25 protein-coding genes and 1 pseudogene are annotated in these 22,621 nt (G+C 73.7%); 6 read left to right on the forward strand and 20 right to left on the reverse strand.

Annotated features, from left to right (window positions below; translation table 11 throughout):
• Window positions 1–14 precede the first annotated feature (14 nt).
• The gene (locus ACIGW2_RS13270) at window positions 15–203 is read right to left on the reverse strand and encodes a hypothetical protein (protein ID WP_356070826.1); all 189 of its coding nucleotides are present in this window, start codon (window positions 201–203) and stop codon (window positions 15–17) included.
• 108 nt (window positions 204–311) lie between these two features.
• Here ACIGW2_RS13270 and upp point away from each other — a divergent pair, with 108 nt between their 5' ends.
• Window positions 312–947 (forward strand): uracil phosphoribosyltransferase, encoded by a 636-nt coding sequence (upp, locus tag ACIGW2_RS13275; protein WP_391655871.1) that lies wholly within the window; start codon window positions 312–314, stop codon window positions 945–947.
• 61 nt (window positions 948–1,008) lie between these two features.
• On the opposite strand, the gene ACIGW2_RS13280 is transcribed toward upp, so the two are convergent.
• Complete coding sequence (locus ACIGW2_RS13280; protein ID WP_399843359.1) at window positions 1,009–1,641, reverse strand: LytR C-terminal domain-containing protein; 633 nt, start codon at window positions 1,639–1,641, stop codon at window positions 1,009–1,011.
• A gap of 141 nt (window positions 1,642–1,782) precedes the next feature.
• Window positions 1,783–2,079, reverse strand: a complete 297-nt coding sequence (locus ACIGW2_RS13285) for a type II toxin-antitoxin system VapB family antitoxin (protein WP_009067182.1) — start codon at window positions 2,077–2,079, stop codon at window positions 1,783–1,785.
• 87 nt (window positions 2,080–2,166) lie between these two features.
• On the opposite strand from ACIGW2_RS13285, the gene ACIGW2_RS13290 reads away from it, so the two are divergent.
• Window positions 2,167–3,801: a helicase HerA-like domain-containing protein gene (locus ACIGW2_RS13290; protein WP_399843545.1), complete on the forward strand. Its 1,635-nt coding sequence runs from the start codon at window positions 2,167–2,169 to the stop codon at window positions 3,799–3,801.
• Window positions 3,802–3,831: 30 nt separating this feature from the next.
• Here ACIGW2_RS13290 and ACIGW2_RS13295 read toward each other — a convergent pair whose 3' ends face one another.
• The 5 genes from ACIGW2_RS13295 to ACIGW2_RS13315 all read right to left on the reverse strand — a co-directional run bounded on the left by ACIGW2_RS13295 (window position 3,832) and on the right by ACIGW2_RS13315 (window position 8,619).
• Window positions 3,832–5,385 (reverse strand): M28 family metallopeptidase, encoded by a 1,554-nt coding sequence (locus ACIGW2_RS13295; RefSeq protein WP_399843362.1) that lies wholly within the window; start codon window positions 5,383–5,385, stop codon window positions 3,832–3,834.
• 130 nt (window positions 5,386–5,515) lie between these two features.
• Entirely contained in the window at window positions 5,516–6,175 is a 660-nt protein-coding gene (locus ACIGW2_RS13300; protein WP_399843365.1) for an HhH-GPD-type base excision DNA repair protein, read from the reverse strand.
• Window positions 6,176–6,216: 41 nt separating this feature from the next.
• Window positions 6,217–7,293, reverse strand: coding sequence for a prolyl aminopeptidase (pip, locus tag ACIGW2_RS13305; protein WP_399843368.1), 1,077 nt, complete (start codon window positions 7,291–7,293; stop codon window positions 6,217–6,219).
• 10 nt (window positions 7,294–7,303) lie between these two features.
• Complete coding sequence (locus ACIGW2_RS13310; RefSeq protein WP_399843371.1) at window positions 7,304–7,885, reverse strand: RBBP9/YdeN family alpha/beta hydrolase; 582 nt, start codon at window positions 7,883–7,885, stop codon at window positions 7,304–7,306.
• Window positions 7,886–7,929: 44 nt separating this feature from the next.
• Window positions 7,930–8,619 (reverse strand): TetR/AcrR family transcriptional regulator, encoded by a 690-nt coding sequence (locus ACIGW2_RS13315; RefSeq protein ID WP_399843374.1) that lies wholly within the window; start codon window positions 8,617–8,619, stop codon window positions 7,930–7,932.
• A 232-nt stretch (window positions 8,620–8,851) separates the two neighbouring features.
• Here ACIGW2_RS13315 and ACIGW2_RS13320 point away from each other — a divergent pair, with 232 nt between their 5' ends.
• Window positions 8,852–9,646, forward strand: a complete 795-nt coding sequence (locus tag ACIGW2_RS13320) for a sulfite exporter TauE/SafE family protein (RefSeq protein ID WP_391655864.1) — start codon at window positions 8,852–8,854, stop codon at window positions 9,644–9,646.
• A 33-nt stretch (window positions 9,647–9,679) separates the two neighbouring features.
• Here ACIGW2_RS13320 and ACIGW2_RS13325 read toward each other — a convergent pair whose 3' ends face one another.
• Complete coding sequence (locus ACIGW2_RS13325; RefSeq protein ID WP_361578997.1) at window positions 9,680–9,967, reverse strand: metal-sensitive transcriptional regulator; 288 nt, start codon at window positions 9,965–9,967, stop codon at window positions 9,680–9,682.
• An 81-nt stretch (window positions 9,968–10,048) separates the two neighbouring features.
• On the opposite strand from ACIGW2_RS13325, the gene ACIGW2_RS13330 reads away from it, so the two are divergent.
• Window positions 10,049–10,639 (forward strand): rhodanese-like domain-containing protein, encoded by a 591-nt coding sequence (locus tag ACIGW2_RS13330; RefSeq protein WP_399843379.1) that lies wholly within the window; start codon window positions 10,049–10,051, stop codon window positions 10,637–10,639.
• A 91-nt stretch (window positions 10,640–10,730) separates the two neighbouring features.
• Here ACIGW2_RS13330 and ACIGW2_RS13335 read toward each other — a convergent pair whose 3' ends face one another.
• The 7 genes from ACIGW2_RS13335 to ACIGW2_RS13365 form a co-directional block, all read right to left on the reverse strand.
• A complete protein-coding gene (locus ACIGW2_RS13335; protein WP_399843382.1) occupies window positions 10,731–11,174 on the reverse strand; it encodes a YciI family protein in 444 nt (147 codons plus the stop codon).
• Window positions 11,175–11,255: 81 nt separating this feature from the next.
• Window positions 11,256–12,137, reverse strand: coding sequence for an ATP-grasp domain-containing protein (locus ACIGW2_RS13340; RefSeq protein WP_399843385.1), 882 nt, complete (start codon window positions 12,135–12,137; stop codon window positions 11,256–11,258).
• Entirely contained in the window at window positions 12,134–13,564 is a 1,431-nt protein-coding gene (locus ACIGW2_RS13345; RefSeq protein ID WP_399843388.1) for a winged helix DNA-binding domain-containing protein, read from the reverse strand. Before ACIGW2_RS13345 ends, ACIGW2_RS13340 begins: the two co-directional genes overlap by 4 nt.
• A 135-nt stretch (window positions 13,565–13,699) precedes the next feature.
• Window positions 13,700–14,761, reverse strand: coding sequence for an aldo/keto reductase (locus tag ACIGW2_RS13350; RefSeq protein WP_356070793.1), 1,062 nt, complete (start codon window positions 14,759–14,761; stop codon window positions 13,700–13,702).
• A gap of 108 nt (window positions 14,762–14,869) precedes the next feature.
• Window positions 14,870–15,736, reverse strand: a complete 867-nt coding sequence (locus ACIGW2_RS13355; RefSeq protein WP_399843391.1) for an alpha/beta fold hydrolase — start codon at window positions 15,734–15,736, stop codon at window positions 14,870–14,872.
• Window positions 15,733–16,797 (reverse strand): DUF5937 family protein, encoded by a 1,065-nt coding sequence (locus tag ACIGW2_RS13360; protein ID WP_399843393.1) that lies wholly within the window; start codon window positions 16,795–16,797, stop codon window positions 15,733–15,735. The genes ACIGW2_RS13355 and ACIGW2_RS13360 overlap by 4 nt, the downstream gene beginning before the upstream one ends.
• Window positions 16,798–16,888: 91 nt before the next feature.
• Window positions 16,889–17,080, reverse strand: a complete 192-nt coding sequence (locus ACIGW2_RS13365; RefSeq protein WP_399843396.1) for a hypothetical protein — start codon at window positions 17,078–17,080, stop codon at window positions 16,889–16,891.
• 1 nt (window position 17,081) lies between these two features.
• Between ACIGW2_RS13365 and ACIGW2_RS13370 the strand changes: the two are divergent.
• Window positions 17,082–18,179: pseudogene (locus tag ACIGW2_RS13370) on the forward strand (MFS transporter); the annotation flags it as partial.
• A gap of 33 nt (window positions 18,180–18,212) precedes the next feature.
• Here the strand turns inward: ACIGW2_RS13370 and ACIGW2_RS13375 are convergent.
• The 4 genes from ACIGW2_RS13375 to ACIGW2_RS13390 all read right to left on the reverse strand — a co-directional run bounded on the left by ACIGW2_RS13375 (window position 18,213) and on the right by ACIGW2_RS13390 (window position 21,940).
• Window positions 18,213–18,446 carry a DUF4287 domain-containing protein gene (locus ACIGW2_RS13375; protein WP_361579160.1) on the reverse strand — a complete coding sequence of 78 codons (234 nt, stop codon included), beginning with the start codon at window positions 18,444–18,446 and terminating at the stop codon, window positions 18,213–18,215.
• Between the two features lie 118 nt (window positions 18,447–18,564).
• Window positions 18,565–20,847 carry an FtsX-like permease family protein gene (locus ACIGW2_RS13380; protein WP_399843397.1) on the reverse strand — a complete coding sequence of 761 codons (2,283 nt, stop codon included), beginning with the start codon at window positions 20,845–20,847 and terminating at the stop codon, window positions 18,565–18,567.
• Complete coding sequence (locus ACIGW2_RS13385; protein WP_399843399.1) at window positions 20,844–21,518, reverse strand: ABC transporter ATP-binding protein; 675 nt, start codon at window positions 21,516–21,518, stop codon at window positions 20,844–20,846. Before ACIGW2_RS13385 ends, ACIGW2_RS13380 begins: the two co-directional genes overlap by 4 nt.
• The gene (locus tag ACIGW2_RS13390; protein WP_399843402.1) at window positions 21,515–21,940 is read right to left on the reverse strand and encodes a hypothetical protein; all 426 of its coding nucleotides are present in this window, start codon (window positions 21,938–21,940) and stop codon (window positions 21,515–21,517) included. The genes ACIGW2_RS13385 and ACIGW2_RS13390 overlap by 4 nt, the downstream gene beginning before the upstream one ends.
• A 214-nt stretch (window positions 21,941–22,154) precedes the next feature.
• Here ACIGW2_RS13390 and ACIGW2_RS13395 point away from each other — a divergent pair, with 214 nt between their 5' ends.
• Window positions 22,155–22,475, forward strand: coding sequence for a hypothetical protein (locus ACIGW2_RS13395; protein ID WP_361579017.1), 321 nt, complete (start codon window positions 22,155–22,157; stop codon window positions 22,473–22,475).
• Window positions 22,476–22,621 lie beyond the last annotated feature (146 nt).

A 22,621-nucleotide genomic window follows, 5' to 3' on the forward strand; every position in this document is an offset into this window, starting at 1 on the left:
GCCGTGGGGCCGCCTCACCACCGGAACGTGCGCATCCGCATCGCCTGTCGCATCCGGGCCGCCCGGGCGCGTCGCGGCTGCACGCGGTCGCGCAGCGCCTTCGCCTCGTTCAGCTCGCGCAGGAACTGCGCGCGGCGCCTGCGGCGCTCCGCGTCCGTCTCCGGCCGCTCGGCCGGGTCCGGTTCCTCTGGACTGTCGGGCATGGACACACCACCCATCCACCGCGTGACAGGGGTCCCTGTAGCCCCCACCTTCCCCCTCCGCCACGGGTTGACGCCAGTCCTCGGCCAGGTCCCGGCTACTGTTGAGGCATGCGTCTCCACGTCGTCGATCACCCGCTGGTCGCCCACAAGCTCACCACCCTGCGCGACAAGCGCACGGACTCCGCCACCTTCCGCCGGCTCGCCGACGAGCTGGTCACCCTCCTCGCCTACGAGGCGACCAGGGACGTGCGCACGGAGCAGGTCGACATCGAGACCCCGGTGACGCCGACGACCGGCGTCAAGCTCTCGCACCCGCGGCCGCTGGTGGTCCCGATCCTGCGGGCCGGTCTGGGCATGCTCGACGGCATGGTGCGGCTGCTGCCCACCGCCGAGGTCGGCTTCCTGGGCATGATCCGCAACGAGGAGACGCTGGAGGCGTCGACCTACGCGACCCGGATGCCGGAGGACCTGTCCGGCCGCCAGGTGTACGTCCTGGACCCGATGCTGGCGACCGGCGGCACGCTCGTCGCGGCGATCCAGGAGCTGATCAAGCGCGGTGCCGACGACGTGACCGCGGTCGTGCTGCTCGCCGCCCCGGAGGGCGTCGAGGTCATGGAGCGCGAGCTGGCGGGCACGCCGGTGACCGTCGTGACGGCCTCGGTCGACGAGCGGCTCAACGAGCAGGGCTACATCGTGCCGGGCCTCGGCGACGCGGGCGACCGGATGTACGGCTCCGCCGAATAGGGCGCCGCGGCGCCGCGGCGCCACGAGGAGCGGTCCGGGCCCCGGGGGCCCGGCGGGCTCCTCAGCAGCGGCCCGGCACCGGCTTGGGCTTGTTGAGGGCCACGAGGGCCGCGTCCGCCGCCGCCTTCGGGTCCAGCGTCTTGAACGCCGTACCGATGATCAGGTCGACGTCCGCCGTGGTGCGGGCGTCGACCTTCGTCGTCGCGCCCTTGAGCTGTGTGCCGACCACGGAGAAGGTGCCCTTGGTGGCGCCGGGGGAGCCGAGCAGCAGCCCGGAGCCGGGGACCTTCTTGTCGTAGGCGACGGGCGCGTTGCCCACCTTGCCGATGACGAAGCCGCGCTTCTTCAGCTCGTCGGCGGTCGACTTGGCGAGCCCGGCGCGCGGGGTCGCGTTGTAGACGTTGACCGTGATCTGGCCGGGCCTGGGGAGGGCGGCGGCCCGCGCGCTCGGCGTGGGGGCCGGGGCGGGCTTGCAGTCCGTCTGTTTGCCGGCGGCCGTCTTGGTCTTCTCGTCGCCGCCGGAGAAGACGTCGACGAGCTGCAGCGTCCCCCAGCCGGCCGCGCCGAGCGCGAGCACGGCGGCCGCGGCCCCGAGGACGATCCTGCGCCGGCGGTGGGGGCGGCGCATGCGGGGGTAGACGTCCCCCGTGATGCGGTACTTTCCGCCCATTCCGGGGGGAGTGAGCATGCTCATGAACGCAGCGTAATGCCGCCCGTGGAGGATGCCTACTGGATGATCATGTGATCGCGTCCGGATGGGCGCGAACAGACCTCGAAAGGATCACCCGGGAGGCCGCCCGAGGTGGCCGGCGCCAGGCCGTCCGTCGCCCGGTCCTCAGTCCATTTCGAGCACGCGGGCGTGCAGGACCTGCCGCTGCTGGAGCGCGGCCCGGACCGCGCGGTGCAGCCCGTCCTCCAGGTAGAGATCGCCCCGCCACTTCACGACGTGCGCGAAGAGGTCGCCGTAGAAGGTCGAGTCCTCGGCGAGCAGCGTCTCCAGGTCCAGCTGGCCCTTGGTGGTCACCAGCTGATCGAGGCGGACCGGGCGCGGTGCCACGTCCGCCCACTGCCGGGTGCTTTCCCGGCCGTGGTCGGGATACGGCCGGCCGTTTCCGATGCGCTTGAAGATCACACGGAAAGCCTACCGGGCAAGCGGCTCCCGGCGCAGCCACGCGACGCCGGTGCGATGCTGGGACAAACCGTGACGAAGGGGTCCATGATGAGCGTGAGCGAGCAGCCGGGTGCGGACACGGCCGCCGGCCCCCGGGCGGAGATCGCGGCCGGGTACGCCTTCGACGGCCCCGCGCTCGACCTGGGCGCGCTGCTCTGGGACGGCGCGTGTCACCCGGACGCGCAGATCCGCATCCCGCTCCCGATGCTCAACCGGCACGGTCTGGTGGCCGGGGCGACCGGCACCGGCAAGACGAAGACCCTCCAGCTGATCGCCGAGCAGCTGTCCGCGCACGGCGTGCCGGTCTTCCTCGCCGACATCAAGGGCGACGTCTCGGGCATCTCGGCGCCCGGCGCCGACGGCGAGAAGGTGCGCGAGCGGGCCGCCCAGGTCGGCCAGGAGTGGACGCCGACCGGCTTCCCCTGCGAGTTCTACGCCCTCGGCGACAGCGGCGGCGAAGGAGCCTCCGAGAACGCCAAGGGCGGCACCGGCATTCCCGTACGGGCCACCGTCACCAGCTTCGGGCCGGTGCTCCTGTCCAAGGTGCTCCAGCTCAACCAGACCCAGGAGCAGTCCCTCGGCCTGATCTTCCACTACGCCGACAGCAAGGGCCTGGAACTCGTCGACCTCAAGGACCTGCGGGCCGTCGTCGCCTTCCTGGTCTCCGACACCGGCAAGGCGGAGCTGAAGGGGATCGGCGGCCTGTCGACCGTCACCGCCGGGGTGATCCTGCGCGCCATCACCGCCTTCGAGCAGCAGGGCGCGGGCTCCTTCTTCGGCGAGCCGGAGTTCGACACCGGCGAGTTCCTGCGCACCGCCCCGGACGGGCGCGGGATCGTCTCCGTACTGGAGCTCCCCGCCGTGCAGGACAAGCCGCAGCTGTTCTCGACCTTCCTCATGTGGCTGCTCGCCGACCTCTACGGGGACCTGCCCGAGGTCGGCGACCTCGACAAGCCCAAGCTGGTCTTCTTCTTCGACGAGGCGCACCTGCTGTTCAACGGCGCCTCCAAGGCGTTCCTGGAGTCGGTCACCCAGACCGTGCGGCTGATCCGCTCCAAGGGCGTCGGGGTGTTCTTCGTGACCCAGACCCCGAAGGACGTGCCCGGTGACGTCCTGGCCCAGCTCGGCAACCGGGTGCAGCACGCGCTGCGCGCCTTCACCCCGGACGACGCCAAGGCGCTGAAGGCGACCGTACGGACCTTCCCGAACTCGGCGTACGACCTGGAGGAGGTGCTCACCGGCCTCGGCACCGGCGAGGCGGTGATCACCGTGCTCAGCGAGAAGGGCGCCCCGACCCCGGTGGCGGCCACCCGCCTGCGCGCCCCGGAGTCCCTGATGGGACCGGTCCCGGCGCCCGATCTGGCGGCGGCGGTGCGGGGCTCGCTGCTGTACGGGCGGTACGCGGAGGCGGTGGACCGCGAGTCCGCGTACGAGAAGCTGACCGCCGAGCAGCAGGCCGCGGAGGCGGAGGCGCTGCGCGCGGCGGAGGAGAAGGAGCGCGCGTCGGAGGAGAAGGAGGCGGCGAGGGCCCCTCGGGCCGGAAGCCGGCCGAAGGAGGAACCCTCGCTCGCCCAACAGGTCGTCGGGAGCGGCCTGTTCAAGTCACTGGCGCGGTCCGTCGGCACCCAGCTGGGCCGGGAGATCAGCCGCTCGCTGTTCGGGACCGCGCGCAGGCGGAGGTAGGCGGAGGGAGGCGGAGGAGCCCCGGACCGGCTACTCGGTGACCTCGTCGTGGTCGGAGTGCAGGCCGCCGCCGCTGCCCGCGTCACCGGTGGTCGGCACGGAGACGACCGGCTTCTTGAGGGAGCTGATGTCGTGGGCGTAGGTGCCCACGGCGTGGGCGATGACGTCGATGTTGATGTCGAAGGCCGTCATGTCGATGTTGCTGAGGTCGTCGCCCGGCGCGTGGTAGTTCACGTCGTACGCGACGCCCGCCTGGCCGCCGAACTTCTCGGCCTGGCCCGCGGTCTTGATGCCCTCGGCGCCGGTGAAGGTGCCGCCGGAGGGGATGCCGACCTCGATGAACGGCCCGTAGTCGGAGCGGCCGGTGAAGTCGGTGCCCTCGTGCGGGGCGCCGATCCGGTCCATGAAGTCGGTGATGTCCCGCTCCAGTTGGGCGGAGCCCTCGGGGCCGGCGCCCGCGCCGACGCCGTCGGAGTTGTCCCCGTCGTAGACGAAGAGCCCGTAGTTCGGCGAGGCGATCATGTCGAAGTTGAGGTAGAGCTTGATCTCCTTGCGGCCGAGCGGCGTCAGGTTGGCGACGTAGTGCTCGGAGCCGAGCAGCCCGACCTCCTCGGCGGACCACCAGGCGAAGCGGATCTTGTTGCGGACCTGGTCCCTGGACTTGGCGAGCTCCAGGGCGGTCTGGAGGAGGCCGGCGGAGCCGGAGCCGTTGTCGTTGATGCCGGGGCCCGCGGTGACGGAGTCGAGGTGGGCGCCGAGCATCACGGTGTTGGCGGCGTTGCCGCCCTTGGTCTCCGCGATGACGTTGTTGGTGGAACGCTTCTCCTGGAACTGCCGGATCTCGAAGTCGAGGGTCACCGGCCCCTTGGCGAGGTCGGCGGCGAGCCGCTCGCCCTCCGCCAGGGTGATGCCGCCGGTCGGGATCTTCCCGGACTCCACGTCGCCGAGGGTGCCGGAGAGCACGCCCTCGACGTTGTTGTAGACGATCGCGCCGACGGCGCCGGCCGCGGCGGCGTTCGCCTGCTTGACGGCGAAGGCGCAGCCGCCGCGCTTGATCAGGGCGAGCTTGCCGGTGAACGCGCCGGCGGCGAAGTCGCCCGGCTCGCAGCCGTTGCTGCCGTCGGCGTCGACAGGGGTGGCGGCCACGGCGGCCCTGACGCCGCCGACGGGGGTCGACTTCGTGTAGGTCATCGCCCGGATCGGCAGGTCGCGCGGGGCGGGGGAGACGACGGAGGCCTTCTCGGCGAGCGTCTTCGTGTAGACGAAGTCGAACTTCTGGTACGTGACGGCGTAGCCGGCCTTCTTGAGCTGCGTGTACACGTACGCGGCGGAGGCGTCGTGCCCGAGGGTGCCGGCCGCCCGGTTGCCCTCGGCCGAGTCGGCTATCGCCTGGAACTTCTGCAGGTGCCGGTAGGCGCCCTCGGCGGACGTCTCGCGGACCAGCCTCTTCGCGAGCCGGGCGGCGTCGCGGGCCTCCGCGGCCCCGGGCGCGGGGGTGGCGGTGGCGGGCGCGGCGAGCATCAGCGGGGTGGCGAGTGCTGCGACGGCCAGTACGGCGGCTGCCCTGCGCTGTGATGCGTTCACAGAAGTCCTTCCCGGTGCGGACGAGGTTGAGGGGAAGTTAGCGATCGCCGGGGGATCCTGTGAACACATCGGGCGGGATTCCTGTCAGGTCGAACAGGATGGAGTGAGGGAATCCCCAATTCCGGGAGATTCAGGAGGATGTGGCGCTCCGCGTTGCCTTGGCGGTCTTGGCGGGGCTGGAGGTCTTGGCCGCCTTCGTGGCCTTCGGAGTCTTGGCGGCCTTGGCCGCCGCCTTCATCTCCTGTTTGTGGGCGCGCACCTTCGCCAGGGAGTCCGGGCCGGTGATGTCGGCGGCCGAGCGGTAGCAGTCCTTCTCGCCGTACGAGCCGGCCGCCTCCCGCCAGCCCTTCGGCGCGACCCCGTACTGCTTGCCGAGCAGCGCGAGGAAGATCTGCGCCTTCTGCCTGCCGAAGCCGGGCAGCGCCTCCAGACGGGCGAGCAGCTCCTTGCCGTCGGCGGCGTCCCGCCAGACCGCCTCCGCGTCGCCGCCGTACTCGTCGACGAGGAAGCGGCACAGCTGCTGGATCCGCTTGGCCATGGAGCCGGGGTAGCGGTGCACGGCCGGCTTCTCGGAGAGCAGGGCGGCGAAGGCCTCGGGGTCCCGGGCGGCGATCTCGTGCGCGTCCAGGTCGTCGTGGCCCATGCGGGTGGCGATGGTGTACGGGCCGGAGAACGCCCACTCCATCGGCACCTGCTGGTCGAGCAGCATGCCGACCAGCGCGGCGAGCGGGGAGCGGCCGAGCAGCTCGTCTGCTTCCGGCTGCTGGGCGAGGTGGATCACGGGGCTCATGCCCCGATCATCCGGCCCGGCGGCCGCTCCCGCCCGGTGGCTCACCCGGTCGGACCCGCCTGGGCGAAGCGATCGAGGGCGGCGCGGACGAGTTGCCGGCTCTCGCCGTCGCCGAGGTGGCCTGCGCCCTCCACGACGTGCAGCTCGGCGCCGGGCCAGGCCCTGGCCAGTTCCCAGGCGGTGGTCAGCGGGCCGCCCATGTCGAAGCGCCCGTGGATGAGGACGCCGGGGATGCCGGCGAGCCGGTGCGCGTCGCGGATCAGGACGCCCTCCTCCAGGAACGCGCCCTGCGAGAAGTAGTGCGAGCAGATCCGGACCATGGCGAGCCGGGCGGCGTCGGGCCGGTCGGCGTACGGGGTGCCCTGGCCCTCTCCGGACAGCACGGCGTCCTCCCAGGCGCACCAGTCGGCCGCGGCCCGCTCCCGTACGGCCGGATCGGGGTCGTTCATCCGGGCCGCGTAGGCGCCCAGCACGTCCTCGGCGTCGTCCACGCCCGCGCGGAAGCGCTCCTGCGCCTCCGGGAAGAACCGGCCGACGCCCTCGTACAGCCAGCAGATCTCGGAGCGGCGGGTGGTCGTGACGGCGGCGATGACGATCTCGGAGACCCTTTCGGGGTGCGCCTCGGCGTACGCCAGGATCAGGGTCGACCCCCAGGAGCCGCCGTACAGCAGCCAGCGGTCGATGCCGAGGTGCTCGCGCAGGCGCTCCATGTCGGCGACGAGGTGGGCCGTGGTGTTGGCGGCGAGGTCGGCGGCAGGGGCCTGGGCGGGAGGGGTGCTCGCGTGCGGGGTGGAGCGGCCGCAGCCGCGCTGGTCGAGCTGGACGATGCGGTAGACGGCCGGGTCGAAGACCCGGCGCGCGGTCGGCGAGGAGCCGGAGCCGGGGCCGCCGTGCACGATCAGCGCGGGCTTTCCGTCCGGGTTGCCGGCGACGGACCAGAAGACGCGGTGGCCGTCGCCGACGTCGAGCAGCCCGGAGTCGTGGACGGGCGGGACGGAGTCGGGGGACGCGGGGGAGCCGGGAGATCCGGCGGAACCGGTGGACTCGTTGAGCTCGGTGGGCTCGGTGGGCTCGGTGGAACCGGTGGAACCGGTGGAACCGGTGGGTGAGGTGGCCATCCGGCCGACGCTAGCGGTTGCCGCCCACCCGGACCTCCGGGTTTTCGCACCAGGCGAGGACGTCGGGCCAGGCGCCGTACCCGTGGTCGGGGTTGAGGTGCCCGCCGCCCGGCACGTGGTCGAGGTCGAGGCCGAGCGGGATCCCGTAGGGGACGTCGGCGCCCTCGGCGCAGTACGGGTCGCCGTCCCCGTACACGAGCCGGGTCGGCGCCTTCGGGCGTACGGCGGCGAGGTCCAGGCCGTCGGCGAACCCGGCGATCTCCGGGATCGACGCCGTGACCTGCGGCGACGGCGGGGCGACGAGGAGCACCCGGTCGGCCTCGGGCGCCCGTCCGGCGGCGAGGGCGCGCAGCCACAGCAGGACGCCGAGGCTGTGCGCGAGCACCACGAACTCGCCGTCGCCGGCCGGCCGGGTGCCGTGCTCGTCCAGCGCGGTCAGCCAGTCCGCGAGGCGCGGCGCGTCGGGCTCGGGCAGCTGCGGGTAGCGCACCTCGTGCCCGCGCTCGGCCAGCGCGCCGGCCAGCCAGTGCTGCCAGTGGCCGGGCGGCCGGTGGTTCTGGAAGCCGTGGAGGACGAGAAAGGTGTGGGTCATGGTGCCGATCGTGGCGCCGTGCCGCGGGCGGGGTCCAGGGCGTTTCAGGTGCTGGACGGGGGAGCCGGGGCGGCGGGGGCCGCGCCGGGCCGGAGGCCGAGCAACTGCCGTACGCCCACCTTGAGTTCGGCGGCCGACAGCTGCTGCTCGTGGGAGAGGTGGTGCATCAGGCTCGGCGAGAACGGGGCGAGGAGGAGGTGGGCGAGGAGCGGGGCGTTGGTGTCGGGGCGGGCCTGCGCGATCAGCAGGGTGACGTGGGTGTGCATCGCGAGGTAGGCGCCGCTGGTGTAGCGGGCGACGGGTGCGGCGGTCTGGGCGGCGAGGAGGAGGTCGCGCTGCTCGACGACGCGGTCGACCAGGGCGTCGAGGAAGGCGTCGAGCCGCTCGGCGGCGGGCGCGCCGGGTCCGAGCGGCGGCGGCCCGCTCAGACAGGCCTCCTGGAACTGGCGCTCGCGGTCGTCGAGCAGCGCCCAGAGCAGCTGGGAGACGTCGCCGAAGCGCCGGTAGACGGTGCCGACGCCGATGCCGCTGGCGTGGGCGACCTGGTTCATGGTCACGGCCTCGGGGCCCTGCTCGGCGACGATCCGGGCGGCGGCGTCGAGGATCTTGCGCCGGTTGCGGGCGGCGTCGGCCCGCTCGGGCGGGGGGCCGCCGACGCCGGGGAGGAGGTCGAGCAGGGGGCCGGTGGACCCGGGGGTGGATCCGTCGTCGTGCTGCCGCCCGGTGGTGCTCATCGGCCGCTTCCTGCCTTCCTGGTCCGCGCGTCCCCCTCGCGTGCGCCGTTCCGTTCTCGCTGTCGAGGATACCGCCCCGCACCGAAGGAACCGGATAGCGCTCCGCTTGATCGCGAAATATACCCCCGGGGGTAATTCTGTTAGGGTCGACGCCGTTCGCTCGTATACCCCCCGAGGTATCTCGGGGGTGGGTTGCGGGCTGTGGTTTCGGAGACAGGGAGGAGGACGGGCGATGGTGACCACCGTGGCCGCGCTGGCGGCCGGGGGTGTGGTCGGGCTCGCGCTCGGCGCGCTGGGCGGGGGCGGCAGCGTCCTCGCCGTGCCCGCGCTGATCTACCTGCTCGGCTTCGGCCCGGCCGCCGCCGCGACGGCCAGCCTGGTCATCGTGCTCGGCACGGCCGCCACCGCGCTGTACGGGCACGCCCGCGACGGGCAGGTCCAGTGGCGTACGGGAGCGCTGTTCGCCGCGGCCGGACTGCTGCCGGCGGCGCTGGGCGGCCTGCTCTCCGCACGCCTCCCGGACCGGCTGCTCACCCTCGGCTTCGCGGGGGTGGCGGCGGTCGCGGCGCTCGGGATGATCCGCCGGGCGCCGGCCGGGGAGCCTGCCGAGGCGCCGGCCGGGGAGCGGGGCGGGGAGCCGGGCGAAGGGGCCGGCGCGCGCCGCTCGGCCCCGGCCGTCGTGGGCGCGGGCGCCGGGCTCGGCGCCGTGACCGGGGTGCTCGGGGTGGGCGGCGGCTTCCTGACCGTACCGGCGCTGGTGCAGGTCGTCGGCCTGCGGATGCGTCCCGCGGTGGGCACCAGCCTGCTGGTCGTCGCGGTCAACGCGCTGGTCGCGCTGCTGGCCAGGGCGGGCGGCTCGGCGCCGGTGGACTGGGCGGTCGTGGCCCCGTTCACGGGCGCGGCGGTCCTGGCGGCCTGGGACGGCCGGCGGCTCGCCTCCCGCATCCCGGCGGACGCGCTGCGCCGGGCCTTCGGGGTGGTGCTCCTCGCGGTCGCGGCCCTGATGCTCCTGGACCTCGCCGTGTAGGCGGGTGCGGGGCGCGCCCGGGGCGGGTGGGGGTCAGGCCAGGGAGAGGAAGAGCTTCTCCAGGCGGGCCCGCATCTGCTCGGGGTCCTCGCCGTCGCGGCGCCCGTTCTCCATGTCCGTCAGGCACTGCTGGAGACCGGTCGCGATGATCGCGAACCCGGCCCGGTCGAGGGCCCGGGAAGCGGCCGCGAGCTGGGTCACGACCTCCTCGCAGTCGCGGCCCTCCTCGATCATCCGGATCACGCCGGAGATCTGCCCCTGCGCCCGGCGCAGCCGGTTCAGCACGGCCTTGAGCTCGGCGCCCGCGAGATCCAGTTCCACAACCACTCCTCAGCAGATACCCCAGGGGGTAATTTACTCCCCACCACGGGGTCCCGTCGAAAACCAAGGATGACACCTGCGATGCCCACCCCCGCCTCCCTCGACGTCGACCGGACGCACGCCCGGCTCGCCGAACTGACCGTCATCGACGTCCGCACCCCCGCCGAGTACGCGGGCGGCCACCTGCCCGGCGCCCTCAACGTGCCGCTCGACCGCCTCGACCGGGCCGTCCCCGCACTCAAGGAGGCCGCGGCCCGCCGCGAGCTGCTCGTCGTCTGCCAGTCCGGCAACCGCTCCCGCACCGCCTGCACCCGCCTCGCCGCCCACGGCATCCCGGCGCTCGACCTCGCCGGCGGCACCTCCGCCTGGTCCGCCCTCGGCCACGCCCTCGCCCACCCGCAGGGCCCCGCCCCCACCCGCACACCCTGGGCCATGGACCGCCAGGTCCGCCTCACCGCCGGCACCCTCGTCCTCCTGGGCCTCCTCCTCGCCCTCCTGGCCCACCCCGCCTTCCAGCTCCTCTCGGCGGCGATCGCGGCCGGCCTGGTCTTCTCGGCCCTCACCAACACCTGCGGCATGGCGGCCCTCCTCGCCAAACTCCCCCACAACCGCACCACCTCCTGCGCCCTGGACCTCGACACGACCCTGGCCCGTCTCAGGCAGGACGCCTGAGACGGGCCAGGGGGCGGCGGGGAGGCGGCGAAGACCCGGGGGCGCCCCCCCGGTACCGGTGCCGGTACCGGGGGGGGCGACAGAGGCCAGGTCACCCGGTGGCGGTGTCCGTGGCCGGGCCGAGGTCGGAGCCGCCCGACTCGTCGATCGGGCGGATCACCACCGGGTACTCGGGGGCGCCCGGGGGCTGGGGGCACTGGGCGACGCGGGCGGCGATCTCCGTGACGCGGTCCAGGCTCGTGCATTCGAGGACCCAGTAGCCGGCGAGGACCGCCTGGGCCGGATCGTAGGGGCCGTCCTGCACGACGGGGCGGCCCTCGGAGTCGGCGGTGACGAAGCGGGTCCTGGACGGTTCGACCAGGCCCTGGCCGTCGATCCACTCGCCGCTCTCCGCGAGGTCGTCGTTGATCGAGTTCATGTAGGCGAACATCGCCCGCAGGTCCTGCTCGCTCCAGGCCGGGCTCTGCGGCGAGGCCTCGCCCTTCATCGCGTCGTAGTCGGCCTGCGAGCCCTGCACCATCACGAGGTATTTCACGGCGTGCTCCTCGTCCAAGGAAGTCTGTGCGTATGTGCTTCTTCCACCAGGACGCCGGAGCACGGCCGCGGCGGCCACCGCTCAGCCCGATTCCGGGCGCGATGTCACCCGGAGGAACGAGCGGTCCCGCTCCGTGACCCGCGAGAGGGGGCCCGCCGCCCGCAGCACGACGTCCAGGACGGCGTCGGGGTCCGCCGCGTAGCACTGGGCGAACCACGCCATGTTCGCCTCCACCACCGCCCAGCCCCCGCCCTCCAGGGTGCCCACGTCCACGACCACCCCGCTCGGCAGCGTCCCGCCCACCGCCGCGAGCAGCTCCTCGCCGAAACCGCGAGCCCCCGGCGCGAGCGGGCCCGGGTCGAGCCGCCCGTACACCGCGTAGCGGCTGCCGGTCACCACCCGCCCGTCGAGGACGAAGAGGCGGTACTCCGCCGTGAACGTCACCGGGTCCGAGACCAGCACCGGGGTATGCGGGGCCAGCGTGCGGGCGAGGTCCGCGAGGTCCGCGAGGTCGCGTGCGGCGGGGCCGCGGTCGGGCCCGGAGCCGTACACCCCCGGCGCGAAGGACTTGTCCGACGGCGGCTTCAGGAACACCGGCCCCCGCGCCTCCCGTCGTACGGACGAGAACGGCTCCAGCGTGATCCGCCGGCGCGTGAACTCCCGCGGCAGCCCCGCCAGCCACCCGTCCCCCGGCTCCAGAAGCCCGAGGTCAAGGCCGAGGCCAAGGCCGGGTCCGGGTCCTGGTCCGGGTTCGAGGTCGGGCCCGGGCCGCCGGGTGATCCGGTCGGCGAGCCGCGGTCCGCCGTGCCAGTGCACGGCCTCGCCCGGGCGCACCACGCCGTCCGCCACCGCCCGCCCGTCGAGCACCCGGCTCACCATCCCGCGCCGCCGGGCCGCATCGGCGAGGAGCAGCGCCGTGGAGGTGCGCTGCGCGGAGATCAGCAGCAGGTCGGTGCCGGTCACGAGGTGAGTTCCTTCTCCAGGGGCGTACGGAAACGGGGCGTGACCCGGACCGCGCCGACCCAGTCCGCCAGCCGCGCCGCCTCCGCGTCCACCGCGCGGACCGCCTCGCCGTCCAGCTCCGCCAGCGCCCGCCACACGACCTCGCCGTCCGCGCGCTGCGCCCAGCCGCCGACGATCCGCCCGTTCCACCACACCGTCGGCCCGATGTTCCCGCTCCGGTCGAAGAGCGCGGCCCGGTGCGCAGGATCCAGGTACCAGTCGCGGGACTGCCAGCCCATCGGCGTCGGATCGAGCGCCGGCAGCAGCGCCGCCCACGGTTCCTCCGGCGCCGGTACGGGATCGAGGTCGTCCGGCAGCAGATACCCCACGACCTCGGGCCCGGCTCCGGCTCCGGCTCCGGACCCGGCCCCCGTCCCGGCCTCGTCCGCCAGGGCCACCCGTACCGCGCCCACCGCCGCGAGCGCGCGCCGCACGTCCGTGGCCTTCCAGCCCGTCCACCACTTCAGGTCCGCCTCGGTCGCCGGACCGTACGCGGCCAGCCAGTGCCGTACGAGCTCCGCCTGCGCCTCGTCCGGCGCGAGCTCCGCGTACGGCGGGGCCGGCGCCCAGCGGAACCGGCTCGACGTCCAGCCGCCCTGCGGCCGGCCCCGCACGATCCGCCCCTCCATGCCCAGCACCCGCAGCACCCGGCTCCCGACCGACTGAGGCCCCTCCTGGCTGGTGCCCACCCCGTACACGTACTGCGCCCGCAGCCGCGGCACGGCCGCCCCGAGCTCCGTGCCGGTCGCCTCGCCGCGCGCCGCCAGCTCGGCCAGGACCTGCCGCTCGGTCTCGGCGAGCCAGGCCGCGTCGTAGTCACTGCCGGCCACCAACTGCTTGACCAGCCGGGCGCGTTCGCGGGCGGAGGCGGCGTCGGCGGTCGAGGCGTGGACGACGGCGGCCAGCCGCGACGGCACGACGAAGACGGTGTGCCGCATGCCGTGCATCCGCGTCAGCGCCGTCGACGCCCGGCGGAAGGCCCCGGATTCGGCAGACGTGGTTCCTTCGGCAGACGTGGTTCCTTCGTCGGGCGGGGTTCCTCCGTTGGACGTGGTTCCTCCGTCGGGCGGGGTTCCTCCGTCGGGCGTGATCCCGTTGCCGGGCACGATCCCGCTGCCGGGCTTCGCCCCCTCGCGGTACCCCGCCCCCTCGCCGTACAGCGCGCGCTCCACCTCCGCCACCGGGTCACGTCCCGGCGCCAGCCGTGCGCCCGCCGCCAGGAACACCGTCGCCGGGTCCGTCGCGTGCAGCGCCACGAGCGAGTCGGCGACCTCCTCGGCGGTCGCCGCCCTGGCCGCGCCCGCCAGCCGGTGGCGCACCGCGAGCCGGGCCCGGCGCTCCTCGGGAGCGATCGTTCTCAGCGGTGCTGTCGTCCCACTCTCACCCATGGCCCCAAGAATGCAGGAGCTGGAGTGCGACGCAGGAGCAGGATCACGGATGGACCGATCCCGATCCCGATCCCGATCCCGATTCCGATCCGGGATCCGGGATCACGGATCATGGATCACGGATCACGCGGGCCCTCAGTCCGCGGCGGCGCGCTCGCCGGCCGGGCGGCGCCGGGCCCTCGGGTCGGTGAGGGAACGCGGCTGCCAGACCCCGTCCGGCCGGTAGACGTCGGTGCCGGGCGGCACGATGGCGTCGATCCGGTCCAGGACCTCGTCGTCGAGCTCCAGGGAGGCGCCCTTGAGCAGGCCGTCCAACTGCTCCTGGGTGCGCGGCCCGAGGATGACGGAGGTGACCGCCGGGTGGGCCGCCGCGAAGGCGATCGCGAGTTCGGGCAGCGTGTGGCCGATCTCCTCGGCGAGCGCGGTGAACTCCTCGACCGCGTCGAGCTTGGCCGCGGTCACCGGCAGCTCCGGGTCGAAGCGGTGCGGATGGAGCGTGGGCCGCCCGGAGCCGAGGTCCATCGGGCGCCCCTTGCGGTACTTGCCGGTGAGGAAGCCGGACGCCAGCGGCGACCAGGTCAGCACGCCCATCCCGTACCGCTGCGCGACGGGCAGCACGGAGGTCTCGACGCCCCGGGCGAGCAGCGAGTACGGCGGCTGCTCGGTGCGGAAGCGGCGCAGCCCGCGCCGCTCGGCGACGGCGTGCGCCTCGACGATCCGCTCGGCGGGGAAGGAGGAGCAGCCGAAGGCCCGGATCTTCCCCTGGGTGACGAGGTCGCCGAGGACGTCGAGGGTCTCCTCGAGGTCGGTGCGCTCGTCGGGCCGGTGCACCTGGTAGAGGTCGATCCGGTCGGTGCCGAGCCGCCGCAGGCTGTTCTCCACCGCCTGCACGATCCAACGGCGGGACGAACCGCCTCGGTTGGGGCCGTCGTCGCCGACCGGAAAGTACACCTTGGTGGCGAGGACGGTGTCGTCCCGGCGCCGCGGGTCGCTCAGCGCCTTGCCGACGATCTCCTCGGACTCGCCCGCCGAGTACATGTCGGCGGTGTCGACGAAGTTGATGCCCTGGTCCAGGGCGCTGTGGATGATCCGCGCGCAGTCCTGGTGGTCGCGATTGCCGATGGCCCCGAACATCATCGTGCCGAGGCAGTACGTGCTGACTTCGATCCCGGTCCCGCCGAGTACCCGATAACGCATGCGCCGCACCCTAGGTGTTGGAGTGCACTTCAGGGCAAGGGAGTTGGGTCCCATGGGGCCGGAAGGGGGGAGGGGTGGGCTGTGGACTTTGCCCTCCGGCCTTGCGGGTTACGCGAGTCGCGTCCCGGCGAGGAAGGCCCGTACGAGCGCGTGGAGCAGTTCGGGCCGCTCCAGGTGCAGGTCGTGGCCGGCTCCGGGCAGGCCGACGCCGTGCAGGCGGTCGGGCTGGAGCCGGGCCATCTCCGCGTACTCCTCGGCCGCGATGATCCCCTTCTCGCCGAGCACGGCGAGGACGGGGACGCGGATCGCCGCCCACTCCCGCCACCAGCCGGGGTGGTCGGGGCGGGTGTTCTCGGCGAGTGAGGCCACCATCACCTCGGGGTCGAATCGGGGCCAGAGGCCGTCGTCCCGTACCTCCAGGCCGTCGGCCCAGCCTTCCCCTACGGGACCGCCGCCGAGATGCGCGACGGCCGCCTCCCGGTCCGGGAACGGCACCGGCCAGGCCCGCAGCCAGCCCCCGACCTCGTCCAGGACCGAGGGCTCGGCCGCCGCGGGACCGGCCTCGACGAGGACGACGGCGGCGAGACGGGCCGCCCGCCGCTCCGCCTCCGGGCTGCCGGCGGCGAGGAGCGCGGCATGCGCGCCGTACGACTGCCCGAGGAGGACGGCCCCGTCGAGCGCGAAGTGATCGAGTACGGCGAGGGCGTCGGCGACGTACGCGGCACGCGACACGTCGACCGGGTGCCGCTCGCTCGCCCCGTGCCCGCGCTGGTCGAGCGCGAGGACCCGATGTCCGTCGGCGCGCAGCCGCCGGGCGAGCCCGTCCCATTCGCCGGCGTGCCCGGCGAGCCCGTGGAGCAGCAGGAAGGGCCGCCGCCCGTCGCCGCCCCAGTCGCGCAGGGAGAGCCGTACGCCCTCGGGCTCGCGCGCGCTCTTCCGTACGAGCACGTGCTCGGTCCAGGGGGCCGTGGTCATCGGGGCTCCAAGGGGGAGTCGGTCCGGGTGGGGGAGTCGGTCCGGGCGGGGGAGCCGGTGGCGTCCGGGCAGAGCAGCGCATCGGCGACGGCGGTGCGGGCGTAGAGGACGGACCGGCCGCTGCGGTGCGCGGTGACGAGACCGGCGTGGCGCAGGGCGGTGAGGTGCTGGGACACGGCGGCGGCGGAGAGCGGGAGGACGGTCGCGAGCTGGGTGGTGGACGCCGGGGTGTCGAGCTCGGCGAGCAGCAGGGCGCGGGACCGTCCGAGGACGCCGGCGACGGCCTCGGTGGCGGTGGAGGTGGTGCGCGGCTCCCAGAGGTTGCCGATGCCCCGGGCCGGATAGGCCAGTTGGGGCGGATCGGGGGCGACCGAGCGGGTCAGGACCCGCGGCCACGCGAACGCGGACGGGATCAGCAGCAGCCCCGACCCCGCCTGGTCCCGGGTGAGCGCGCAGGCCCGCCGGACGAGCCGGAGCGTGCCGTCGTCCCAGCGCACGGTCTCGTGGAGCTCGCCGAGCACGCGCGCCGATCCGTGTTCGGCGACCTGGCGGGCACGGTGGAACACATCGGCTTCGAGGAGGCCGCGGATGCGCGCCCAGTAGGGGGCGAGGGCGAGTTCCCAGTAGGTGAGGAGCTCGTCGCGGAGCCCGGCCAGGGGCGCCGGCGTGGTGCCGGGTGGGTTCCCGGGCGGGTTCGCGGGCGGGTTCCCGGGCGGGTTTCGGGTGGTGATTCCGAGCGTCTCCAGGTCGCGGGCGATCTGCTCGGCGGGCGTGCGCTCGATGGCGTCGAGTTCCCCCTCCAGGGTGGGGAACGGCCCGGCGGGGGTGGGAGTGAGGAAGTCGGCGAGGTAGCCGCGCGCCGGCACGAGCGCGGCGAGCCGCCCCCGGTCGAGCCCGGCGGCGCGTACGCGGGGCCGTACCTGGTCAGCCCAACGCCGGTGCAGGGATGGTGTGTTGGCGTTGCGGAGGAGACGGAAGCTGGTGACGACCTCCCACATGGGGGAGACCGCGAAGCGGGTCTGGGCGAGGTCGGCGGCGGAGAAGCTGAGCGCGGAGTCCATGTGTGCCTGCTGCCCCCGTGAACGGCGGTCGTCGGGTGGACGGTTGGACGGTGGGACGGTGAGACGGCGGATAGATTCGGCTGGAGCTTAATCATTGGAGGGTCCGGGGGACACCCTCGCAAGCTCCTCCCATGCCCTCCAAGCCCTCCAAGCCCTCCAACCCCGCGAAGACCGCCCCTTCGCCCACCTCCTCTGCCCCCTCTTCCCCTTCCTCTTCCTCTTCCTCCTCCTTCTCCTCGTTCGGGAACCTTCCGTCCGTCGTCTGGACGGTGTTCGCGGGCACGGTGATCAACCGGCTCGGCTACCTCGTCACCCCGTTCCTCGTCTTCTTCCTCGCCTCGCGCGGGGTCACCGGCACCGACACCACGTACGTCCTCGGCGCGCTCGGCGCCGGCAACCTCGTCGGCCCGGCCGTCGGCGGCGTCCTCGCCGACCGCGTCGGCCGCCGCCCGACGATGCTGATCGGTCTGCTCGGCTCGGCCCTGGCACAGGGCGCGCTGTTCGTGGCGCCCGGGGTGTGGACGATGGCGGCCGCGGCGCTGCTGATCAGCGCCACTGGCATGGCCGTGTCCCCGGCGGCGTACGCGCTGATGGCCGACGCCGTCGACGCGGAGCGCCGGCAGCGCGCGTACGCCCTCTTCGGCTGGGGCGTGAACATCGGCACGGCGGTCGCGGGCGTCCTCGGCGGCTTCCTCGCCGCGCAGGGGTACTGGCTGCTGTTCGCCGTCGACGCCGGTTCGATGCTGCTGTACGCGGTGGTGGTCGCCACCCGGCTGACCGAGCCGCCCCGCGGCCCCCGGCCCGCCGGCGACGGCCTCGGGTACGGCGTCGTCCTGCGCGACCGCCTCGCCGTCCTCCTCCTGCCGCTCTTCGGCGTGCAGTTGTTCGTCTACTCCCTCACCGAGGTCGCCCTGCCGCTCGCCATCCGCGACCACGGCCTGTCCCCCGCCGTGTACGGCACGATGGCCGCGCTCAACGCCGTCCTGGTGGTCGGGCTCCAGCCCTTCACCACCGCGCGGCTCGCCCGCCTGCCGCAACTGCCCGTGCACGTCGCGGGCAGTGTCCTCATCGCCGTCGGCGTCGCCCTCACCGGACTCGCCGACAGCACGGCCGGCTTCGCCGTCTCGGTCGTCGTCTGGTCGCTCGGCGAGGTCGTGGTCGCCGGCATCGGCGCCGCCGTCGTCGCCAACCTGGCCCCGGCACACGCCCGCGGCCGCTACCAGGGCGCGTTCAGCTGGACCTGGGGCGTCGCCCGCTTCGGCTCCCTCACCCTGGGCGTCACCCTCTACACGGGCCTCGGCCCCGCCGCCCTCTGGTGGACCGCCCTCGCCGCCGGCCTCGCCACCGCGGCCGCGACGCTCGCCCTGACGTCCCGCGTCACGGAACGCACGGCCACGACGGACCTCGAACGGGAGCTATGCCTTCCGGCCGGCGAGGACGTGCGCGACGAGGGCGTTGGCGTGGCCGTGCCCGAGCCCGTACTCGCTCTTGAGCCAGCCGACCAGCTCCATGTGCTTGACGAGCGGGGAGGCGTCGACGATCTCCAGCCACTCGGCGATGGGGCGCCCGTACTTCTTCTCGATGGAGGGGAAGTAGCTGGCGGGACCCTTGACGGGCGCCTTGGCGGGGGTGGCAGCGGTGCTGGACATGACGTGACCTCTTCTCGTCGGGACGCCGTGGTGGGGCTTGCGAAGAGGTAGACGTGGGGCGCGCCGAGAACTCATCGGCGCGCCCCGCGATCCTTTCGTGTTGCCCGTCACTTCCTGCTCAGTCCCGCCGGATGTGCTCCGGATCGACGTGCCGCCGTACGACCGGCAGCGCCGCCACCCCACCGACCACCAGCACCCCGACCGCGCACCCCACGAGCAGCGGCAACCCCTCCCAGTCCCAGTGCACGGCCCCGCCCCCGGTGATCAGATAGCTCGACTCCGCGAGCCACCCGGTCACCACAGCCGCCCCGAGCCCCACCCCGAGCGGCAGCACGACCTGCGCACACTGCGCCACCCGCAACGTCCCGCCCCGCGCCCCCAACAGCGCGAGCGCGGCCACCTGCCCCCGCCGCTCCATCGCCCGATCGGCCACGGACACCCCGAACGCCGCCACCCCGACGACGAGCCCGAGCACCATCCCGGACACGAGCAGGCTGCGGATCACGGTGAGCTGGTGCAGCGACTCCACGACGATGCCGACGGGCTCGACGTGCGCGGTGGGGGCGATGGCCCCGATGGCGTCGAGGGTGGCGCGGACGGTGGTGGGGTCGGCGGGGGTGACGAGGTAGAGCGTGGCCTCGTCGCGTGACAGCTCGGCCCCCGGCAGGACGGACGGCGGGATGAGGAGTCCGCCCGGTGAGATGACGGAGGGGTCGTAGACCTCGACTACGACTTGCTCGTGCGGCACGGTGAGCGTGCGATGCCGTCCGTCCCTCAGCTCGAACGGGTAGGAGGCGCCGGGCTTGGCGTCGTAGTCCGGCGGGTCCCCCGGCCGGTGCAGCCGGATGACCTTGCCGTCCACACAGCCCTTCGACGACTCGACGAAGGCGGCCACTTGGGCGCAGGTGGCGACCACGGCCTGCACGTAGGGGGAGGGATCGCTGCCGACGGGGGTCCAGGACGAGAGGCCGACGACGCTCGCCCGGACGCCATCGATGCGGGCCAACTGCTCGCGCTGGCGGTCGTCCAGCTCGTTCAGGGGGATCTGGTACTCCTGTACGGGCGCGGTGCGCCGGCTCACCTGGTCCAGTTCCACGAGCACGCCCTGGGTGAGCGAGGTCGCGTACACCAGCAGCACGAGGCCGGTGACGACCCGCAGCGCGCTGCCCGGTTCGACCTCGGCGCGCCGCATCGCGAGGGCGAGCGGCAGGGACTGCACGCGGTCGGCGAGCTTCCGGGCGAGCCAGGCGGTCATGGGGGCGAGCCCGAACACGAGGCCCGCGCCGGTCAGCAGCACGGCTCCGGGGATCAGCAGACTGGAGGCGGCGCCGCCGGACGGGTCGCGGCCGATGACGCTGAGGACGCAGTAGCCGCCGATGACCCCGAGGCCGGGGAGCAGGAGCAGGGTGCCGTACTTCCGCGGCGGCCTGCGCTGCGCGGTGCGGCGGACGTTGAGCGGCCTGAGCGCCGCCTCGCGCGAGGACCGCCGGCCCACGAACCAGGCGAGGGCCGGGCACAGCAGGAGGCAGACGGCGAGGGTGCCGGCCTCGGGTCGTCCGTCGGCCGGGTACCAGTGCAGTCCCGGCAGGCCGATCCGCGCCATGACCTCGTTGAAGCCGAGGTAGCCGACGACTCCGACGACCGCGCCGAGGAAGGCGGCGGCGACGGTCTCGCCGGCGTTGACCCGGAGGGTGTCCTTCACGCTCAGCCCGACGAGGCGGAGTGCGGCGAGCCGGCGGGCGCGGGTCTCGGCGGAGAGGCGGGCGCAGACGGAGAGGAAGACGGCGAGGGGGAGGAGGACGACACAGGAGAGGGTGAAGCGCAGGATGTCGAGGGTGGACGGTTCCACGACCTGGTGGTCGGCGTAGCCCTTGCCGAACCCGGCCAAGGGCCCTGAGTCGGACGGCAGTTGGGTGCGGGTGCGGCCGATGTACGCGTAGAGGTCGTCCGGGGCGGCGAGCCCGGCCGGCCCGATGACGCCGACGATCCGGCCGGGTACGAGCCCGGCGAGGGCGGGGCGTTCGGCGAGGAGCCGCCGCAGCCGGGGCGAGACGACGGCCTCGCCGGCGGCGGGCAGCCGTTCGAGTCCGGGAGGCACCGGGGTGGCGCCGGGCCTGGTGCGGGCGACGAAGACCCGGTACATCGGCTCGGCGCCGTACGCGTCCTCACGTTCCGCGACGTCGACGGTCGAGACGGGACGCGGGCTGGCGTACGGGTCGACCAGGCGGATGTTGCGGGCGGCGTCGCGGCCCTCGTTGGCGGCGAGGATCGTGGGGATGGTGAGCACGGCGGCGAGGCAGGCCACGCCGAGCGCGCAGCCACCGGTCATGAGCAGGAACCGGGCGCGGGCCCGGTTGCCGCCGCGCCACAGCAGGCGCAGGCCGAGGAGGAAGGGGTTCACGCGTTCACCTCGGCGCTCAGGACCCCGTCGACCATCGCGTAGCGGACGTCGGCGCGGGCGGCGACGCCCTCGTCGTGGGTCACGATCACCACGGCGGTGTCCTGGTCGCGGGCGAGGCGCAGGAACTCGTCGAGTACGGCGGTGGCGTTGGTGCTGTCGAGCGCGCCGGTCGGCTCGTCGGCGAACACGACGGCGGGCCGGTGCACGAGCGCCCGCGCGACGGCGACGCGCTGGCTCTGGCCGCCGGACAACTGCGAGGTCCGGCGCTGGAGCAGCCCGGTCATCCCCAGCCGCCCCAGCACCTCCCCGGCGGCCGCGTGCGCCGGCGCCTTGCGCTGTCCGGCAAGCCGGAGCGGCAGGGCGGCGTTCTCCTCGACGGTCAGCTCGGGCAGCAGCTCCCCGTACTGGAAGACGAACCCGAAGCGCTCGCGCCGCAGCGCGCTCAGCTCCTCGTCCTCCAGCCCGGCGAGGTCCACCCCCTCGAACACCACCCGGCCCCCGGCCGGGGCGAGGACCCCGGCCAGGCAGTAGAGCAACGAGGACTTCCCGGACCCGCTGCTCCCCATGACGGCGGCCACTTCTCCGCGCCGGAGGGTGAAGTCGACGCCGCTGACGGCCCGGTGTTCCCCGTAGTAGAGATCAACGCCTTCGGCGCGGAGAAGCCCGCTCATCGACGGAAGAAGCGGGTCGGGGAGCAGTTGTCGGGGCGGAGGGAGCCGCGGTCACGGCAGACCCGGATGTCGGCGGTGCTTGAGTACAAGGCGGCGCCGTCGTACAGGATCTCGTCCAGGTGCACGTCCTTGCGGCGCTGCACGCCGTTGTAGCGGCTGAAGGGGTACGCCTCCACCCTGGCCAGGATGTAGACGTTGTGGCCATCGCCGGCCACGGAGTCCTGCAGGTATCCCCTGAAGTGGAAACCTCCATGGTTCTTGTTCTTGGGCTCCCAGGCGTATTCGCCCGCGAACGCGGCGCCCTTGGTGGTGAGGTCCAGCCTGTGCCAACCGGCCGCCACCGCCCCGCTGGCTCCTCCGAAGAACAACCCGGCGGCGATCGCCACCGACACCCACTTGCGCATGTCTCCTCCACTCGTCACGCCCAGAAGATCTGGTGGCGATGAGTATCGGGGTCGTCGCTCAGCGTAGTGAAATGCGGGATCGTTTCCTTCCCACCATCTGGTGAACCGACGAACGGATCGTCAACCCGCTGCCGCCCAGCCGCCTCGTGATGCCCCGCCGGCGCCCCCTCCGCCCCGCGTGTCGCGGCGTTTGCGTCCCCCGGAAGGGGTGTTGCTCCTAGGCTCGTTGCCCGTGACGGAGAACGAGATCAAACTCAAGGCCATCGCCGCACTGACGGCGCTCCGCGGCGGCGTCGACGAGAGTCTGATCTCGGATTTGCTGGGTGAGGTGATCCCGGGGGAGTTCGCGGTGCCGGCGGACGCCACCGCGGAGGAGGTCGGGCTCTCGGTGCTCGCGCAGCTCTCGGAACCGCTGAGCGCGCTCGTCAACGGCTTCATCCTGGCCTTCGAGGCCGTCGCCGACGCCCACGACGCCTCCGGCGCCGTACCGGCCACCGAGCCGATCCTCCAGGAGCTGGCGCTGCGGCTGGCCAGCGACGGCTTCGAGGACTGAGGCGGAGCCCCGAAACGGCGGCCACGCCCTCCACCGTCCCCGGTGATCACTCGCCCGCAGCGATCACTCGCCGCGGTCATCACTCGCCGGGGTGATCGCCGGTCTGATCACCGCGCGTGACCGGTGCGCCTGCGTGAACGGGCGCG

Source organism: Streptomyces sp. NPDC053541 (assembly GCF_044544705.1).
GTDB lineage: Bacteria > Actinomycetota > Actinomycetes > Streptomycetales > Streptomycetaceae > Streptomyces.